17 protein-coding genes are annotated in these 17,827 nt (G+C 47.5%); all 17 read right to left on the bottom strand.

Annotated features, from left to right (window positions below; translation table 11 throughout):
* Positions 1-463: 463 nt before the first annotated feature.
* Complete coding sequence (locus ACYAC5_RS23690) at positions 464-3,805, bottom strand: ATP-binding protein (RefSeq protein ID WP_462063570.1); 3,342 nt, start codon at positions 3,803-3,805, stop codon at positions 464-466.
* Positions 3,806-3,831: 26 nt separating this feature from the next.
* Positions 3,832-4,452 carry a response regulator gene (locus ACYAC5_RS23685; RefSeq protein WP_462063569.1) on the bottom strand — a complete coding sequence of 207 codons (621 nt, stop codon included), beginning with the start codon at positions 4,450-4,452 and terminating at the stop codon, positions 3,832-3,834.
* Between the two features lie 204 nt (positions 4,453-4,656).
* Positions 4,657-5,121 carry a hypothetical protein gene (locus ACYAC5_RS23680; protein ID WP_462063568.1) on the bottom strand — a complete coding sequence of 155 codons (465 nt, stop codon included), beginning with the start codon at positions 5,119-5,121 and terminating at the stop codon, positions 4,657-4,659.
* Positions 5,091-5,954 (bottom strand): winged helix-turn-helix domain-containing protein, encoded by an 864-nt coding sequence (locus tag ACYAC5_RS23675; RefSeq protein WP_462063567.1) that lies wholly within the window; start codon positions 5,952-5,954, stop codon positions 5,091-5,093. Before ACYAC5_RS23675 ends, ACYAC5_RS23680 begins: the two co-directional genes overlap by 31 nt.
* A 510-nt stretch (positions 5,955-6,464) precedes the next feature.
* On the bottom strand, positions 6,465-7,715 hold the full coding sequence (locus ACYAC5_RS23670; RefSeq protein ID WP_462063566.1) for a hypothetical protein: 1,251 nt from the start codon (positions 7,713-7,715) through the stop codon (positions 6,465-6,467).
* A gap of 50 nt (positions 7,716-7,765) precedes the next feature.
* Positions 7,766-8,266 carry a hypothetical protein gene (locus tag ACYAC5_RS23665; protein WP_462063565.1) on the bottom strand — a complete coding sequence of 167 codons (501 nt, stop codon included), beginning with the start codon at positions 8,264-8,266 and terminating at the stop codon, positions 7,766-7,768.
* Positions 8,259-8,618, bottom strand: coding sequence for a type II secretion system protein (locus tag ACYAC5_RS23660; RefSeq protein WP_462063564.1), 360 nt, complete (start codon positions 8,616-8,618; stop codon positions 8,259-8,261). Before ACYAC5_RS23660 ends, ACYAC5_RS23665 begins: the two co-directional genes overlap by 8 nt.
* The gene (locus tag ACYAC5_RS23655) at positions 8,605-9,078 is read right to left on the bottom strand and encodes a type II secretion system protein (protein ID WP_462063563.1); all 474 of its coding nucleotides are present in this window, start codon (positions 9,076-9,078) and stop codon (positions 8,605-8,607) included. The genes ACYAC5_RS23660 and ACYAC5_RS23655 overlap by 14 nt, the downstream gene beginning before the upstream one ends.
* Before the next feature lie 3 nt (positions 9,079-9,081).
* A complete protein-coding gene (locus tag ACYAC5_RS23650; RefSeq protein ID WP_462063562.1) occupies positions 9,082-10,956 on the bottom strand; it encodes a secretin N-terminal domain-containing protein in 1,875 nt (624 codons plus the stop codon).
* A 9-nt stretch (positions 10,957-10,965) separates the two neighbouring features.
* The gene (locus ACYAC5_RS23645) at positions 10,966-11,463 is read right to left on the bottom strand and encodes a hypothetical protein (protein ID WP_462063561.1); all 498 of its coding nucleotides are present in this window, start codon (positions 11,461-11,463) and stop codon (positions 10,966-10,968) included.
* A complete protein-coding gene (locus tag ACYAC5_RS23640; RefSeq protein WP_462063560.1) occupies positions 11,460-11,996 on the bottom strand; it encodes a hypothetical protein in 537 nt (178 codons plus the stop codon). Before ACYAC5_RS23640 ends, ACYAC5_RS23645 begins: the two co-directional genes overlap by 4 nt.
* Complete coding sequence (locus tag ACYAC5_RS23635) at positions 11,989-12,492, bottom strand: hypothetical protein (RefSeq protein WP_462063559.1); 504 nt, start codon at positions 12,490-12,492, stop codon at positions 11,989-11,991. The genes ACYAC5_RS23640 and ACYAC5_RS23635 overlap by 8 nt, the downstream gene beginning before the upstream one ends.
* 186 nt (positions 12,493-12,678) lie before the next feature.
* The gene (locus tag ACYAC5_RS23630; protein ID WP_462063558.1) at positions 12,679-13,365 is read right to left on the bottom strand and encodes a hypothetical protein; all 687 of its coding nucleotides are present in this window, start codon (positions 13,363-13,365) and stop codon (positions 12,679-12,681) included.
* Positions 13,346-14,980 (bottom strand): GspE/PulE family protein, encoded by a 1,635-nt coding sequence (locus ACYAC5_RS23625; protein WP_462063557.1) that lies wholly within the window; start codon positions 14,978-14,980, stop codon positions 13,346-13,348. The genes ACYAC5_RS23630 and ACYAC5_RS23625 overlap by 20 nt, the downstream gene beginning before the upstream one ends.
* A complete protein-coding gene (locus ACYAC5_RS23620; protein WP_462063556.1) occupies positions 14,980-16,149 on the bottom strand; it encodes a type II secretion system F family protein in 1,170 nt (389 codons plus the stop codon). The genes ACYAC5_RS23625 and ACYAC5_RS23620 overlap by 1 nt, the downstream gene beginning before the upstream one ends.
* Positions 16,136-16,618 carry a lytic transglycosylase domain-containing protein gene (locus ACYAC5_RS23615; RefSeq protein ID WP_462063555.1) on the bottom strand — a complete coding sequence of 161 codons (483 nt, stop codon included), beginning with the start codon at positions 16,616-16,618 and terminating at the stop codon, positions 16,136-16,138. Before ACYAC5_RS23615 ends, ACYAC5_RS23620 begins: the two co-directional genes overlap by 14 nt.
* On the bottom strand, positions 16,618-17,034 hold the full coding sequence (gspG, locus tag ACYAC5_RS23610) for a type II secretion system major pseudopilin GspG (RefSeq protein ID WP_462063554.1): 417 nt from the start codon (positions 17,032-17,034) through the stop codon (positions 16,618-16,620). Before gspG ends, ACYAC5_RS23615 begins: the two co-directional genes overlap by 1 nt.
* Between the last annotated feature and the right edge of the window lie 793 nt (positions 17,035-17,827).

Here is a 17,827-nt window from a genome sequence, read left to right as displayed (position 1 = left end):
GCGATACGACCTGAGTAAAAACCACGCCGCCTCTGAAAAATTGGGATGCCCACGCGTAGAAGATAATGACGGTCAGATTACATACATTTTACGTCACGCCTACCTACAGTGTTTTTTGCTGCCGCCATTGGCTACCAGTCGGCAGGAGCGTCATAGCAGCTGTTGTTTCTACCCCCCATATAATGCCGCAGGATGGGATTGCGCAGGATTTGTAAATCCAGACTTGATTATGCACCTTCTTTTTCCCTGCGTCGGTCACCTGTAGAATGGCGTAAACCGTTGGCGCTCATCATCATTGTATAGAGTTGTATTGCTAAGTTTGTGTGCCAAACGTATTCATCTTCTGACTTTAAGGCTGACGCTAAACCAAAAAATATTATTATGATGGCTTGCAACAGGGCCAATATAATCATTAATAAACCTATTAGAGGATGTTTTTTTCGAAATATTGAATTGAATACTATTAACCCGCAAGGTTATTTGTTAGCAGCCGCTGATATTTTTTCATTATGCAGATAAAACGCGCCAATACCTGCTGTAGCTCAGTATGATTTAATATGCCCTGTGCAAGAAAATCTGGCAGCTTCTCCATCGTTAAACAATAGTGTTCTGCACGATGCAGGCGCAGCAGGTTCCATGAGGCTTTCAATCGATGAGCTACCCGCGCTACTTCCTGGGCGTCAGGCGTCCCCGCATCAAGTGTAGCCAGGTCACTTGCAAGCGTCGTAGCAAGCTGTTGAAGCATCAGCGTGACCATGTCATCTTGCTGGTCGGCCAGCGCCTTAATTTCACCTAGATCGATCTTTTCATCTCCTTTCTGGAGGAACTGTGAAAGAGCCTGTTGCAACCGCGTCTCGCTAAGAGGTTTACGCAGGAGCGCATTCATGCCAGCATGAATCGCCCGCTCCTCTTCACGTCGCAAGGCATTTGCCGTACAACCTAGCATCACAGGCGGACAGTTTACCTCATCCAGCATACTTCTAAGCAGTATCCTTTCCACCAGTTGGTAGCCATCCATTTCTGGCATTTGACTATCGGTAATCAGGACATCAACCTGATTATTGCTCAGATAACTGAGAGCTTCGCCTGGCGTGGCGCAGGCGGTAACGCGGTGCCCCAGACGTGTTAACTGCAAACTCATGATAGTAAGATTAGGCAAGAAGTCATCTACCAGGAGTACTTCGCACGCATTTGCAACACTAGTATTATTTCCTGCACGCTCTACCGGCGCAACGGCGTGCTCTAGCGGTAAGCAGAGCGTAACGGTAGTGCCTTCGCTGACCCTGCTTTGCAGAGTCAGCGAGCCCTGCATTAAAGAAATCAGTTGATTGCAGATTGCTAATCCTAATCCGCTGCTATAAGGCGTATTCGCATTAAGCTGAAACCACGGCTGGAAAATACTCTCCTGACGTTCATTAGGAATACCGATGCCGGTATCGATAATCTTTACTGTCAACTCTTGCGCATCAAAACCCACTTCAAAGGTCACGCTGCCTTTCTCAGTATATTTGATGGCATTCCCCAACAGGTTGGCGAGGATTTGGTTGAAACGGACGTGATCAAATCGACAGAATATATTTTCTGGAACCTGAATATCGCAGTACCATTTAAGGCCTTTGGCCGTTGCGCTGCTCGAAAAAATAGCGGCGGTATTAACCAGCACCTGTCGCAGATTGTGGGTGTCAGCTTGCAGCTGAAGTTCGCCCGCCTCAATACGGGAAAGATCGAGAATATCACCAACTAAATCGCGAAGGGTGACAGAAGCCTGCCACGCCAGCTCCAGTGAGGGATGAGTTTCACGCTCAATATCTAGCAGCCCTAAAATGACATTGAGCGGTGTACGAATGTCGTGACTCATGCGTGCCAGGAACGTCGTTTTTTCTTCGCTGGCTTTTTCAGCATGTGAAAGAGACTGATTCAAAGCGGCTTCAAGTGCGGCTTTTTCACTGATATCGACCCAGCCGCCCACCATTCCTTGCGGCACATTTTCGCTATCAGTGTAACGCGCTAGCCATCTCAGCAGCGTTACTGGCTGAGGCAGGTGCGTTAGCGTGACTTCATCCACGCGCGGCTCTGCTGAGTAAAGTGTTGCCATACGATTAGGCAAATCGAGCCACTGTGCCATCGACTGCCCAGCTTCTTTAGGCAGCGACGCGCCTTCAGCCATATCTGAGGGTATGATGGTGGAACGGGCAAAAGCCTCATTGAAACGTACTACTCGTCCGGCAGGATCACAGACAAAAAGGGCGACCGGCGCGCTGTTTAATAAGGCCTGCCAGAGATTCAGCGCATCGTTAAGCTGGCGGTGAGTATGCGCGTTTAGCCGCTGATGAATGAAGACGCGGGCGGCCATTGCAATCGTGACAATAACTGCAAAGCCAGCAATGACGGCCAGCAGTACCAGCCAGAGTGCCATACGGTTATCTTCTTCATGCTGTCCATTTTCAATCCAGCGGGCTTTACTGCTAAGGATATTTTCGGCCGTAACTCCCTCAAGAATATCGCTGACTCGCTCGTGCAGTACAGTAGCGCCATCAGGCAGAACGAATCTCAACGGTATTTCGGGTAAATCGATGCCCCCCAAAATCAGGTTATCGTTGCTACGTCGGTTAAGCTCATAATTTAAACTGAAAGCATCGGCAATCAGACCGTCAGCACCGCCAGCCTCTACCAACGCCAGTCCGTGAGGGATATCGTCAACCACCACTAGTCCGGCAGATTTAACGTTCTTTCGTAATATCGGTATATCTACTACGTTACGCATCACGGCAAGGCGACGGTTCTGCAATGAAGTTAGATCGCCCCCAAGGGGGTGAGCTTTGGCGCTAACCATTCCCAGAATCTGATGGTCAAAAGTGAATCGTTTATCGCCTTGCCCTTCGCCCTGCGTCGCGCCCATTATCAGATCAACCTTGTGGGCTTTTAGCATCCTTTCTGCCTGAGCCTGTCCAGCAACCTGCATTAGCTGTAATGAAAAAATCGTGCGAGGAAAAAATGAAGTCAGTAGCTCGTGCCAGACGCCACGCCTCTCACCCTCTTCGTCTTCAATGATCAATGGCGGATGAGCATCCACCACTGCAATCCGTAGTAGTAGGGGCTGGGCGATTTTACTGTTGATGACCGTGCGTCTATCTGTCACGCTGCCAGTAGGCAAGCTCCATCTCTGTTCAAGTTCACGCACTTCCTGGTTATCGCTGCGACTCAGGCGACGATTGATCTCTGACGCCAGCCCGGTGTCTTTGGCGCGGACCCACGCCCGGTAGTACAGCGGGGGAAGACCAGGAATGAGTCTGTGTTGCAGATTGTTCAGCGGCGCACGACGCATAAATTGCTCAATCATGAAACAGGGTGCGACCAGCCCGCCAGCTTCATTACGCATCAGCCTGCGCAGATTGTCATAGAGTGAAGCATCGCCCTCAACTACCACCCGTGAGTTATGTCGAAGTAACGCACGCATAGATGCAGGAATATCTGGCATCACCAGTAATGGCATCTCCGCGCGTTGTTCACCCAGTATACAAAGATGGAATGTCATTAATGGCTGGCTACCGCTGAGTCCCTGGTTGTCGAGGCTTTCCGCACTGACAAACAGGTCAATCTTATTTTGCATCAGCGCCTGCAGCGCGTTATCAGGTGCATCAAAAGGAATGATATGCGGTGGGTTTGATGAATCTAACCAGAGAAGCGATATATCATCGGCCAGAATGCTTCTTTCAGGTGGAGCACTCGAGATTGGAGAACGCCCATTTAACAACCCGACGCGCACCTCTGCGCAAACCTCTGCGCTAAGCAGACTTAAAACCACTAGCAAAACCAGCCGTAATGATCTCATTAACTATTAAGCCCTAACTGGCGAGCGTATTCATAGAGTTCCAGCTCAGTGGTGACGCCAAGCTTCCGCATCGCACTGGTTTTCTGAGCGCTGACAGTTTGTTTGGTCCGCTTCAGCTGGGCGCTAATATCATTTACTGTCATGCCTCGCAGCAACAAACGTAGCACTTCGCTCTCTTTTGGGGATAACGAAACGGTTGGCGCTTGTTCGTTGTCTGCTTTGGCTCTAGAACGTAATATCGCCGGAGAAAAAAGTGTCTTCATTGTTTGCAGAAGATCAACCGAGAGGCTGCTTTTATTCAATACCGCTCGTACGCCAAGTCGTGTCAGCGAATTCTGAATCCCCGGATTGGAGATCATCGTTACGACAATCACTACAATATCTGGCCAGCAACGCTTAATATATTGAATCAGTGAAAGACCATCTGCATGAACTTTTCCAGGCATACTCAGATCAGTTATGACAATATCGACAGGCTTCTTGAGAAGTTTATCGATTAACTCATCCGAGCTAACTGCTTCGTGGATGATTTCATATTTATCTTGCTGAGACTGAAGTAACGTTCGCAATCCTAACAAATAGACCGGATGATCATCAGCAATTAGAACCGTTTTGCGCATCTTCCTTCTCCTGGCTGCCAAACACTTATGTAACAGATAGTATGATTAACTATAACATCCATATGATGTTACGCTCATTTTTACCTGTTCTTAAACGTAATGAGCATTCAAAAGAGACATCCTTAGAGACAAAGGTTTCGCGGCGGAGGGCCTGTTCAGCCCGCCTCGCGACAGTTTTTTGGTACCTGGGTTATCTGGATCTGATCATTTTTTCTCACACAAACTTATCCAATTATCATTCATCATCATTAGCCATCTCTGTTCAGAAACTGGTTTAAAAATTATTGAAATTGGTGCGCCTTTTCTATTGAGCGTAGAAGATAAGCTTGCCTGGCTATTATTATCGATTAAGCCTACACGCCCATATATTGCATTCCCATACTGAGTAACATCCGTAAGTTGCACTGTTTGTTTTACAACAAGTTCGTCCTTACCAGATCTTTTGATTCCGAACATACTCACCTGTTCCCTCTTCGGCCACCAGGTAATGATGCCATTGAAGGTATAGGGTTGCAGATCGTTGCCTATAAATTGGCCTTCTTTTATCACGCTGTAGCAAGGAGACTGTGGCACATGCTTTGTCTCCTGCCAGTGATGAATGAGAGCAAAACCCCCGATGCTGGAAAAAATAAGAAAAATTAGTAAACTGAAAAATATTCGTACTGACATTGACTGTCCTTTTGAGTTATATCTTTATTACACTTCGCCACCCATATTTTTGGCCCATTGCCCGCGATGTAGACCTCATGCACATTTTTATTCAATGTTTGGCTAATTCTCTGCAGATTTTCAGATGAAATCTGTTCAGCCGAGAACGAATGGAACTTCACTGCGCCAATGCTTTTTTCCAATGGAAATTCGACCATATGAGGACGACTTAACAATAAATAAATAGAGGGCCATAAAATCACCCCCATCAGAATGAGTAACGCCAATTTTTTTGGTAAGACGATCGCCTTTGTTTTATCAATGAAATTTTCATTTGCAGCGGGCTCAACGGGCACAACGTCCTGCAAAGATAACGTACCAAATTCTTCATTATTATCAGTGGGTAACAGGTCCTCATTCATTGTTGTATCTGTATAAACAAGTTGTGTGACAGGAAGTTCATCACCTACTGACCGGGGTAGTTCTGATGTATTTTTATCAGACTCGTCATTCCCCCCTTCTTTATCTTCTTTGTCTTCTTTAACAAAAACAACACCATAACGCGGTATTGTTTTGATCATAGAGCAAGGAAGACCAGCATTATTTAATTTGCGCCGCAGCATTTTTATGAGTTGGTGATAACTTGACTCTCCCACTATCGTACCGTTTTTTAACCATATTTCATTGATGATATTATCTTTACTACCTTTACCATCAAGTATAATTTCAAACAGCTTCTTCTCACTTGGTGTAAGGTAAACGGTTCTCCCCAGCTTATTGTTTTTTATACAAGACAGGTCGGAGTAAAAATAGACCTGAGACGTTAAAGGGACACTATTGTTTATGGCAGGCATCTCTATTTCCTCTTGAAATTAATCACCTTTATTCAATTAATATCGACCGTCATGAATTAGGAATTTTCTTGGGTAATCTTACTAGCCCCGTAAAACTGACAGTAATGAGAAAATAAGCCCAGATGCTAAATGGAAAAATCAGTACTTTTTCATATAAATATCATATCAAATATCAGGAATGGGATAAAAACCCGCCATTCCTCAACATTCTGAACGGTGAAAGTTGTGTATGAAAAACGTTATTCATAAGGCGCACAATCATAATAATGGTGTAGCGATATGCTCGCTAACTGAAAACTCTTTCAAAAATCAAGAAGATCAATCATCTCACAGAGAATTTTCTTTGAGTAATAAAAGATATATATATGAAAAGTAATTTGATTTTTTACTTTTTGGGAAAATTATATCAAATATTGAGTAGAATCAACGAGCTACGTTAGCTGGTTTTTGTGAGAAAGAATGGTATGTGCGAACTATGATTTATATAAAAATGAATCTGTTCAGAAAAAATTAGTCGGCAAGCACTGCAATCCCACCCGACAGCATTTTGTCGGATAATGCCGGGGCAATAACCAGCAGACAGGGCACGCTCTGCTGACCTTTTAGTATATTAATTTCTCTTATGAAAAGGCCGACTTGACCATTTAGAAGCCAATGATCAAACGCCACAATAAAAGGCGCTTCACAACTGGCTTCCAGCAAGGCCAGCGTTGTCGCTACTGGGAAAGAATGTTTAAAAAAGTGGTTGGTCGGCACTGACCAAGTTAACCTCCGGTCTGTAGAGGCAAGATGAAAAGTGATGTGCGTAGAGGCGGTTGAGAGCGCTGAGGAGAGCATCTGTTGCCTCGCTAATTTAGCTTTTTGCAACCGGCCGCTCTCAGCAAATCGAAATAGCGTAAAAGCTAACAACGAGGAGAAAGCAACATACCATTGCGCGCTCCAGATCCCCCATATGGGCGAACTGCCAGCATCACGCGTCCAGACAAACGGCCCAAGCCCTATTAGCGTCGCCTTGATGACCGTAACATAATTTATAACCAGTAATATCCCAAGCAAGCGTCCATTGAGCAAAAGTGATGACAGCAGCAAGCTGCTTAACAGCAGATAGGTGGGATTGAAACCAGAAAGAATGGACTTTGGCCCGGCAAAAGATTGGGCAAATAAGAAAAGCATAATTATAACGTTGATACCCATTATGCCTGCATCTGTGCCTCTCACCGCTGTCATTATCGTGTTCGGCCCCTGCCGTATGCTCCTTGCAAGTGGCAGAAAGGCGAGGCAGCCGGTTAGCAGCGCCAGTGACCAAGATACCAAGTGCGAAGAGGCGATATCGTAATTGCTTAGCCAGAGACAAAGTGTGAGTAGCGCGCCCGCGCTAAAGGCAATAGTCGCCAATACGCCACTTTTCAGTAGAGAAAAGAGAAGTGGTCGACGTTGCTCCTTTAAGTGTCCATAACGCTCGAGCATCAGATAAGCCAGCGCACAGAGTGGTATGCTCAGCCCATCAAAAACGGTAAAAAGCACGGCAAGCGGCAGCGGTCGCCCCATATAGAAACCGCAAAGCGTGTGCAGAAGCATCGATGTGGTAAGCCATAATGGCCATTTTCCCTGTGGGCTGATAACCAAGGTGAAAAACAATACGCCCGCTGGCAGCCATGTGGTGGTTGAGAGACTCCAGGGATCGCGACTGCCGAGGCTCAGCAGCGCCAACGCACTCCACATCAGACAAAAAACCAGCCACTGCAACGTAAATTTTACCATCCCGCCTTCTTTTACTCTTCTCATGGTTAACTAAATATCGAGATAAACTATTATCGGCAAGCACTAGGCAGGGGTGCACTGGGATCTTTTTCCAGTGTGAATGCCCATTCACGATAATTTTTAGCGTCCCTGAATTTTTCGCTGTCTTTAACAAAACCTTCTTTGCGTAACGGTTTGCCTAATCCTTTACTGTATACGCCTATCCAACGATGTTGATCGTCGAATATCATCCCCCACGCTTTTTGCCCTGTAAGCGGATCGGTAAACCACTGGCGTAAATGATAGCGTGTTTTTCCGCTCCGCGTATCCCGTATCAAAGCCTCAAATCCGCTAGGGAAGCAACCATTGCCATGTTCATCAATACGATATAGCCGCATCGCCTCGCGAATCTGTTCTCCCCGAAAAAGCAGTTCCGTCTCTTGCTGCTGCCGACGTTGCATTTTTATCGCGTCCTGACTTTTTAACAACGACAGCGCTACTGCGGTCAGCGCCAGTAACAACATGAGATAGGTAAAGCCCCCCTGCCTGAGAAATGATTTATTTCTAACCACTGTAATTGTCCTGATTTACCGAAAGCAACGGCGAGGACACGTCAATTATTTGCCCTTGCTCGTCCGTGGAAACCTCCCAAGTGTCACGACGATTTGCCAATGGATCTAACGGCAATTCTCGCAAATAGCCTTCTTCAACCAGTTCATCAAGCTGCTGTGGCCCAACCAAACGATCGTGACGAAAACCATCAATGGCCGCGCGGAGGGTGTGAAGATTGTGCTCCAGAACCACTACTTTGGCGCGCTCAGTCTGCTTGAAAAAACGTGGCGCAACTAGAGTCATCAGGGTAGCGATAATAGCCATCACCACCAGCAACTCGATCAGGGTAAAACCTTTTTCACCATTGCGCATAAGGCACCCCGTTCAGGCCAGTCATGCTGCTACCGGAGCGAATATCGTAAACGTCTTCGCCGCCGCTAAAGTCATCGGGCGCTTGGTTTGACGACCTGAGCTGCCAAGTTTCCGCATTGCTTTTGCCTTCACACTGGCAAAAGGGATCGCGTGGCACCGCGCGCATAAAATAGAGCTTCTTTTTGTTTGGTGAGCTCTTATCCACAACACCTTGTGTCAATAATTGCAGCGATCGCGGGTAATTTGATGCATCTGCCTCTTTGGTAATCCGACCCTCTGAACTGGCCTGAGCGTAACGGTCCAGCGCTGTGCGAATCTCCCGCAGCGATTCGCGCAGCTGCTGCTCGTTACGCTGCTGCTGATGTCGCTGCACCATAGGAAGTGCAGCGGTGGCCAGCGTGGCCAGCAATGTCAACGTGACCAACATCTCTATCAGCGTAAATCCCTGTTGCTCACGCATTGATTATCCCTCACTGCTCGTATCGCTGAGAACCGGCGCAGGCAGTGATACTGCGGTAGCGGGAAAGCGAGCTGGCGGGGCTAGCGGTGGTGCCTGGAACGTGCTGTCAGCAGCTGGCTTCTCTGCGCCCCGCAATTGGAAACCGGTATCGCCCTGCATATCTTCAGTGCCCATATTAATGGTGCTGATATGGCTACCAGGCAAATCAATATTGTGTTCAATAACAGGCGTAATCAGCAGTACTACCTCAGTTTTTTCGTGTTTCTTTTCCGTACTGCCGAAAATACGGCTCATGCCAGGAATACTACTGAGATAAGGCAGGCCGGAGGCACTGTTCTTTTCATCGTGTTTAATCAGACCGGCCAGCATCTGGGTTTCGCCATTCTTGCTGCTTAATACAGTACTGGCTTCGCGATTATTAGTGCGATAATAGGCCACGCCATCTTTCGATTTTTCGGCGCTACCGACGGTACTAAGGTCGAACTTCACATCCATTGAGATGGTGCCATCAACGCTGATATCCGGTATCACTTCCAGTTTCAGACCAACATCCTGATATTCAACTTTCTCCTGTGAAAAGCCCTCTGACACCGTACTGGTTAAAACCGGAATACGTTCACCAATATCTACCAATGCTTTTTTGTTGTTTTTAACCCGTATGCGGGGATTAGCCAGCACCTTAGCGTTATCTCGAATTTTCTGCATGTCGGCGCTGATACCCTGACTGGCACCCAGATTGACAAACAGGTTATCGCCCCGGAACCCACCGCGTGCAATTTGCTCTTTCGCCCCTTCAATACCGTTGAAACCAACACCGATTCGGCCAGGATAATTGATTCCCAGTTTTTCAATCTCTTGGGTATTCACCTCAAGCACTTCCACCGCCAATGTCACTTCCGCTTCAGGGCGGTCAAGCGTAATTAGCAGGCGTTCAGCTTTTTCTACACTCTCTTTTGAACCGCGAATGGTCACAGAATTGGTTCGCTCATCGACGTGAACATCTTTGAGTTTGACCATGTTGCGCAACGCCACATTAATGTCTTTCGCTTTGGCGTAACCCAGGAATACCGTTCTTATCACTATATCGCGATAAATTTTCTCTTTTTGCACCGAGGCCGGATAGATAAGCAATGTAGTGTCGTTCAATACCTTCTTACGCAACTGATTTGAAAGCAGCAATAAATTCAACGCATCCTCTGCGGTGGTATTTCTTGCCACTAAGCTTGCGGTAGCTGAGGACGGTACATCCTTATCATAAATTATATTCACGCCGCTCAGCTGGCTAATCGTATCGAAAATCGCCATTAGATTATGGTGACGAAAATTCAGCGAAACAGGCTTACTAAGCTCGCGATTGAGCCTGGTTTCAGGTTGATTCTGTACAGCGATCTCGCGCAGAAGATGGTCGCGAAGCGTCTGAGCATTTGGCCAATTTGGATCTTCCGAAAGAACTTGCTGAACTTTTTTCAGAGCGTGCTCTGGATCGGAAACGATCATCGCTACCGCCTGCTGATAAATCTTATCCAGTGCTCGCCATGATTCCACACGCAGCAGCCCCTGTTTTGCGCGCATATTACCTGGCTGGAAAGCCAGCGCATCATGCCAAAGTAGTGACGCCTGACTGTAATCATTTTTCGCCAGCGCACTATCAGCCTCTTTTAGATAGCGGTTGACCAGTTGAGTAGTCAAATCCTGGTGTTGAATACGAAGTTGGGTATCATTGGGTGCGGCAATACGCGCTTTGTCATTTTTAGCCAGCGCGTCAATCAGCGAGGCATTGGTGATTGGCTGCATTACTGACGGTTCAACTTTAGTGAGTTGGGCACAGCCCGCCAGCATTGAACACAATAGCGTTAATGTTATAGTGAGTTTGTTCATTTTATATAGTTATCTAATGGGTGCAGATTTCAGGTCACCAAGCTCAATTTGCTTGAGTAATTTTTGTGGCTCCCACTCGACCGTAATAGCATCGTCGGCTATTTTCGTCAGGCGCCACTCGGGTGTTACCGCACTACCAGGATGAAGAGCGTTCTTAATCCCGCAGCGTTGGCAAATAAACCGGTCATGATTACCGTTACTGATAATCACAATCCTTTTTCCTTCCTGCCACCAGGCTCCCACTACGTAATAAGGAAAGGCGGGTACCTGTTGCGCCTGTACAACGGGCCTGACAAAGTCAGGAACCACTATATGCCGCACTCCGGATGGAAAAAGATCAACAAATTCATTCTGCTCTTTCCCCGACGCCTTCTTCTCAGGCGCCGGCCGTACGTTTCGCGGTACGGCCACTGTTGGTAGAGCTTCGTCAGCGGTAAAACATTCGCTTGCCACTAGGGCACATCCTGTAAGCAACAACGCAATGACCAGATAGCGTGGAAGTTTCATCCCTGCCCCCTGCGCAATGTCAGTTGCAGCGTCATAGACAGCGCCGTGCTATCAGCCTGTACACGTTTTGCGGAAAGCTTCTCGACCGTAATCGGCAACGCCTGCGAAATCTTTTTTATTGCCTTCATTAGCGAAGTCCAGTCGCCCTGAAGCGGCACAGAAAGTTTCAGAGTTTTACCGCCGGTTTCTCCGGCCGAAGAAAAATGGTAATTACTGCTTTTTGCCTGAAGATTGTATTCAGAAAAGATGGCAAACAGCATTTTCACCTGCTGATACTCTGTTACGCTAAGGGTTCCTTGCAAAGAAGGGCTATCATTTGCTATCGCTGGCAGCGGCGTACTGAGTTTTAGCTGCATCGCTATCAGGTCTTGCTCAAGATGCGTATTTTGCGGCACCAGCCATCCTAACCATCCGATTGCCAGTAATAGTGGAAAGGCCATCATTAAAAGTGGCCACGTTCCGGTGTTTGCGATTAATCGCGTACCGTGCCAGCGCACCACCGCCAAAGAGGGCGTCAACAGACGTCTACTCATGCCTGCTATCTCCTTTGTTTCCGATATTAAGCGTTAGCGTTGCGCTTACCGGCCACGCACGTTCTTTATCAGGCTTTACGCGGTGGTTCTGCAGCTCAACTCTTGCCGGTATCTGCTGCAACCGTCCGCTGTAATCCAGCAGTGCCGGTAGTGTTTTAGCTGCCACCTCCAGACGAATGTTTTTCTGTTGTAGACTGGCATCGATTTCCAGTAAAGACACATCTGCCGAAAGCGCTTTACCAATAGGATTTAGCAAATCCAGCACGGCGGGTGGGGAATACTTTTCCTTTGTTTCACGGCGTACTTTTTCAGCAATCTTGTTTGCTGCCTGCTGATGGGCGAGCAGCTGCTGCTGTACCTGTTCAAAAGTGGCTTCTAAATGCCTGTGCTGATGCCAGGCATGAACGACGCTAACAAGTAGAAGCAGAGTCAGGATCACGACTACCGCTGAGGTACGAATTGCCCAAGCTGGTATGGTTGTAAATCGTGGAGTCATGAATAATTCCTCGTCAGATTATTCAGAGATGGTTTGTTATCTCTGCAGGTTTTGCAGATGATTAAACCGTCGCTTCTTGAGGAAGAAAGATACGTTTTGGCGGGAGGTTTCACTATAGTACCAGTCAGAAAAGCGCACAGCCGCTTACGTTAGCGAGCAGCTGCTTGGGACGCGGGTTAAAGCGGATCATACAACGGCCAAATCCCAGCGCGCGCTGTCCAGACAGAATGAAGGAGCGTGCCTTAATCCAGTCAAGCGCCTGACAAGACCCAACTGTTCAACCAACGAAAAATCGTGCAGCGCTAATTTATGAACATGCTGCCAACGATGGCCAGATCGGCAGGCGAATGATGTGTTTTCATCGTCCGCCACAATAAAAATGCCCTCGACCGGCAGCGGCTTGTCGCAACGCTTTAGCAGAGACTGGAACGGCGTTACCGCGCCTTTGAAGCGCAAATGCTGTTGCCGTGCGGCGCCGCATATAATCTGCCAGACTCGTTGCTCAATGGCAGTAGCGAGTGCAGCCTGGCCGTGTTCAAGCGTTTCAAATTCAACCTTCATCGCGTGGCTGGCTAGCTCTGGAAACGTACCTGGAATGAGCGATTGCGCATAGCAGCGCATCTCCTCCAGCGAAGTAATACCTTCCTGCCAGGGGACTACAAATGTATTGACCAGGTCATTGCCGAGACGGAAAGTCACGTTGTCCTGCCAACGAATGCCGGCAGGACGGGCCATCAGTAGACGATTTAGAGCCTCTTCCAGATGCTCTTCCTGTTGTATGGGCTGATCGCGGAGGAGCGTTTCTCCCTCCCATAGACGAACCCTCCCCGGAAAAATGTCGCACTGTAATTTTTTAGCCATGCGCAATAACACGTTTAATCTCCTGTAATGTTGTTTTCCCTTCCAGAACCGCACGCAGCGCAATGGTTTGAAGGGCAACGAATCCCTCAGCAACGGCCACTTCTCGTAAGCGACGGGCTGAAGAGCGTGTCAACAGCGCTTCTTTCATGGCATCACTAAACGTTAGAACTTCAGCAAGGGCCAGGCGCCCCCGATAACCACTGTGGCGACAGGCATCGCAGCCGATGCCTTTACGCCAGTTGGCAGGAACGTCTTGTAATGAACTCTCCTGCCAGAGAGTCAGCGCTTCTGCATCGGGCTGTTCGCTCACGCCGCAGTCGGGGCAGATGCTGCGCACCAAACGCTGAGCCACTACTCCATTGAGTGCGGTAATCAGGCTTGCAGGCTCAACCTGCATATAGAGAAAGCGTTCTAATACGCTGAATACGTTGTTGGCATGAACGGATGAAAGCACCAAGTGCCCGGTCAGAGCAGCCTGAACGGCAATACCCGCTGTTTCGCCGTCACGGATTTCACCCACCAAAATAACGTCCGGATCGTGACGTAAAATGGCACGAAGTCCTCGAGCAAAGGTAAGACCTTTCTTGTCGTTCACCGGGATCTGCAAAACATCGTTAAGCTGATATTCCACCGGGTCTTCAATCGTGATAATTTTGCTCTCGCCACTATTGAGCTCGCTTAGGGCCGCATAGAGCGTCGTTGACTTACCGCTGCCGGTAGGACCAGTAACCAGAACCATGCCATGTGGTCGATGCGTTAACTGGCGTATTTCATTAAGCGTATAGTGATCAAAGCCCAGCGATTCCAGCGTGAGCGTCTTATCGGATGACTTGTCCAGGACACGTAGCACCGCGTCTTCACCATGAATACCCGGCACCACAGAAACACGAAAGTCAACCGGCCGCTGATGGATCATCGCTTTGAAACGGCCATCCTGCGGCGTACGTCGTTCAGCTATATCCATGCAGCTCAGCACTTTCAAACGCGAGATAACCTGCTCAGCGTGCTGCGCGCCCACGCAATGGCGAATAAAATGAAGCACACCGTCAATACGATATTTAACTGCCAGACCATCCGGAATGGCGGAAAGATGAATATCACTGGCACGACTTTGAAGTGCGTCATAAAGCGTGGCATTGACCAGTTTGATTACAGCATTGTTTTCACGGCCAATGCTGGCGGGAGAGATTTCAAGAATCAGCTCGTCACTATCGCTTTCAGTATTCTGCTGCTCAAGCTGATCCAACGTGCGCTGCTGTCCAGTGAGCTTGTCCAGATTCTGATTTAGCCAGTACAATGAGGTTAGAGCTAGTTGTGCCGGAAAACGCTGTGCCCACTGTCGTAATGTCAGCGAAAAAGGATCGGCTACAGCCAGCCAGGCCTGCTCGCCTTCGCGCAGCGGCAGCACGCGATGGGCCAGTGCGTCAGACAGCGAAACCAAAGTAAAGTCAACCTCCAGGCGGGGGGCCTGCTCTTCGCTGATGACCGCCAGCCCCAGAGCTTTAGCCATGGCCTCAAGATAACGCGGGTGATCGTCCAATAAGGTTGTCAGCGCAGCGCATCGCATCGCATCGGGAAGGGCCATTATCTCGTCCAGCTGCTCGAGCGCAGCAGTTGATGTGTTCATCAGGAAAGGCCTCCGGCTAGTTCAAAAATTGGCATATAAAGTAACAACACAACCAGACCCACGATGCCGCCAACCAGGATCATCAATAATGGCTCTAACACTTTACTAAACATCTCTATGGCTCTCTCAAGCGCATCATCGTAGAAGACCGCAATACGCTCACACATCATCGGCAGTTGGCCGCTGCGCTCGCCAGCCTGGAGGAGTCGAGTTGCAACCGGAGTTGCCATATGCTGTTCGTCAAGCGTGGTTGACAGAGACTGCCCTGCCTGCACGTTCTCCAACACTTTTTGCAACTGCTGGTGGTGTGTAGCGGGCAGAATAGCTCGGGTCAGGCTCAGCGCCTGTACGACCGGCATGCCGCCCTGAAGCAGCAGCCCCAGTGTGCGATAAAAACGCACCATAATGGTCAGGCTGTGCTGGTTTCGTAGCTGTGGAAGCCTTAACAGCTGATTAAGTAACATACTCTGCACTCGAGGTTCTTTTAGCAGTAGAGTCAGCCCAATAACACACGCACTGACTGCAGCCAATAAAACCATACCGTGCTGATCGACCAGCTTTCCCCACCACAAAATAAAGCGCGCACTACCGTTAAGATTCTTCATGCCGTCAAACACTGCGGCAAAACGTGGAATTATAAATCCCAACAGAAAACCCAGAATCAGGCCGCCGACCACCATCACAATGATGGGGTAAGTCAGCGTTGATTTGATCCGCTTACGCAGAACCTCCATCCGTTGTTCATAGTACTGAAAACGTTTCAGCGCCTCAGGCAGATGACCTGTTTGTTCAGATGACCTGACGGTATTCACCAGCAGCGGTGGGAATATCGCAGCCAGGGCCGTCATTGCTTGTGAGAGCTGGCAGCCCTCGTAAAGTTTTTTGAGCAGAGTGTCGAGAACGCTACAGAGTTGCTTATCACAACTATTGGCACGCAGTGCCTCAATGGCTTCTGTGACGACCAATCCTGCATCCAACAGCGCTACCAGTTCCTGAATAAACAGAGTAAGTGGAAAGCGCTTTTTATTGACTGTCGCGGCGGGGGAAATCCGCATGACAACATAGCCTTCAGCTTGTAATTGTTTCTGGGCATGTTCCGGTGAAGCGGCCATTATTTGAATGGTCTTCCGTTTACCTTGTTCAAGACAAATAACGTCAAAATTTATCATTGTTACCCGCCAATTTACCTGATTGCGTATTTTTTAACTTTATGTAGTGTGGGATAACCTTTTTTATGTATTTTTCACGCAAAGTTTTTCTAAGCTTAGTCTTAGCCAGACCCGCGTTATATGCGCCCACAGCTTCCCATGAATATCCGAAATGGCGCATATTTCCAGCCAAAATCCACGCTCCCGTCATAACATTCTGACAGGGGTTATTCATAAGTACGTCGCGGTCAATATTAAATTTACCCAGTACGGGCAAATGACTACTATTTATTTGCATCAATCCTAAATCAATGGTCCCATTTCGGTTTTTATTAACCGCGCCAGAATTCAGCCCAGATTCTACAATGGCAATCGCCTGTAAGAGTTCGGGTTCAATACCATAACGTGCTCCAGCCTCTTCCCAGCAGTCAGCAAGCGCAGGAAAAGTCGACACGTTTAATAATAAAAACAGCAAGAGCTTTTTCATCATCAGAAACCATAAACCAGAGGTTTTCCTTCCTTATTTACAGCCATGATGTCCACTTCGTTTATACTGTTCTTTTCCTGAGTCGGATTGTGCCAGAGATAATCGTTGCCCCATGGATCGAGAGGAATTTGCTGGCTTAGATAAGGGCCATGCCAGTGCTGCACATTCGCTGGTTTCTCGGTAAGCGCTTTTAACCCTAGATTCTCAGAAGGGTATGAACCCGTGTCTAAGCGATACTGGCTGAGTGCATCTGCAAAAGAACGCATCTGACGTAGAGCGGTTTTTTCCTTCGCCTGATCGACGTTGGAGAAAACCTTGGGGCCGACAAACCCTGCAAGTAGTGCGATAATCATAAGCACGACCAGCAGTTCAAGCAGTGTAAAACCGCCTTGACCATAGTGAGATAATTTTTTTTTCATTTTGGGTGTCTTATAAATTAAGGAAAAGGATAACGTCATTACCCATGATATTTTCCTTATAAATACGTGAGGGTGAAGTTGACAGTTCTCTGTTGAGCAAGGAATTGGGGAGTGATTAGTAAGAAATATCTCAATCGTTGAGACATAATGTTTAAATGAGCAATAACACTTCGCTAACAATTATTGGACGTTGAGAACTTTATTTACTCAATGCTTAATCCTGCCTTGAGCCTTTTACCTGTTCTATTTGAACAGAATTCACCCGTATTTTCGGTTGCTGGCACAATAGATTGTCTTCCAAGTTCATAATTTACCGCTAAGGCTTAAAGGAATGCAGGAAGAATATCTTCAGGAAAAAACCTGAGGTTGTTATCAAAAATTTCATTCATAGTTACGCTTCCTGTTAATGATGTGATTCAGACATTCGACCCGTAGAACCTTTAGTGTTCTATCAAGATATTGCTCTGAATTTTCTTACTACATTAGCGTAGGCTCCCCCTTTCAATGAATACAGTGCACGCCCGGAACTAGCCGCTTTATTTTTTTATTTTTATAATTGATAAAGTAGTGAAAGCTTCCCTCCACTACTGGACCATACGTATTTTTTAAGGACATTTAATCTACCTTGCACATTGCACAAAAAACTCATGTCAATGTTTTTTATTCCCTAACTGCTGCCGTTGATCACATTTCAGATTAAAGTATTGAAAAAAATAACATTAAAGAAGAACAAACTCATAATTAAATCCGGACAATATCAATACTAGAAAAAATTGCTAATGCTAACCTATCT

Source organism: Pantoea sp. y20 (genome assembly GCF_054903455.1).
This window is presented reverse-complemented; position numbering and strand designations above follow the sequence as displayed.

Bases quoted from the DNA above. Each gene is read 5' to 3' on its own strand.
- ACYAC5_RS23685 (WP_462063569.1), bottom strand. From the start codon at position 4,452: ATGCGCAAAACGGTTCTAATTGCTGATGATCATCCGGTCTATTTGTTA.
- ACYAC5_RS23680 (WP_462063568.1), bottom strand. From the start codon at position 5,121: ATGTCAGTACGAATATTTTTCAGTTTACTAATTTTTCTTATTTTTTCC.
- ACYAC5_RS23675 (WP_462063567.1), bottom strand. From the start codon at position 5,954: ATGCCTGCCATAAACAATAGTGTCCCTTTAACGTCTCAGGTCTATTTT.
- ACYAC5_RS23670 (WP_462063566.1), bottom strand. From the start codon at position 7,715: ATGGTAAAATTTACGTTGCAGTGGCTGGTTTTTTGTCTGATGTGGAGT.
- ACYAC5_RS23660 (WP_462063564.1), bottom strand. From the start codon at position 8,618: ATGCGCAATGGTGAAAAAGGTTTTACCCTGATCGAGTTGCTGGTGGTG.
- ACYAC5_RS23655 (WP_462063563.1), bottom strand. From the start codon at position 9,078: ATGCGTGAGCAACAGGGATTTACGCTGATAGAGATGTTGGTCACGTTG.
- ACYAC5_RS23650 (WP_462063562.1), bottom strand. From the start codon at position 10,956: ATGAACAAACTCACTATAACATTAACGCTATTGTGTTCAATGCTGGCG.
- ACYAC5_RS23645 (WP_462063561.1), bottom strand. From the start codon at position 11,463: ATGAAACTTCCACGCTATCTGGTCATTGCGTTGTTGCTTACAGGATGT.
- ACYAC5_RS23640 (WP_462063560.1), bottom strand. From the start codon at position 11,996: ATGAGTAGACGTCTGTTGACGCCCTCTTTGGCGGTGGTGCGCTGGCAC.
- ACYAC5_RS23635 (WP_462063559.1), bottom strand. From the start codon at position 12,492: ATGACTCCACGATTTACAACCATACCAGCTTGGGCAATTCGTACCTCA.
- ACYAC5_RS23625 (WP_462063557.1), bottom strand. From the start codon at position 14,980: ATGAACACATCAACTGCTGCGCTCGAGCAGCTGGACGAGATAATGGCC.
- ACYAC5_RS23620 (WP_462063556.1), bottom strand. From the start codon at position 16,149: ATGATAAATTTTGACGTTATTTGTCTTGAACAAGGTAAACGGAAGACC.
- ACYAC5_RS23615 (WP_462063555.1), bottom strand. From the start codon at position 16,618: ATGATGAAAAAGCTCTTGCTGTTTTTATTATTAAACGTGTCGACTTTT.
- gspG (WP_462063554.1), bottom strand. From the start codon at position 17,034: ATGAAAAAAAAATTATCTCACTATGGTCAAGGCGGTTTTACACTGCTT.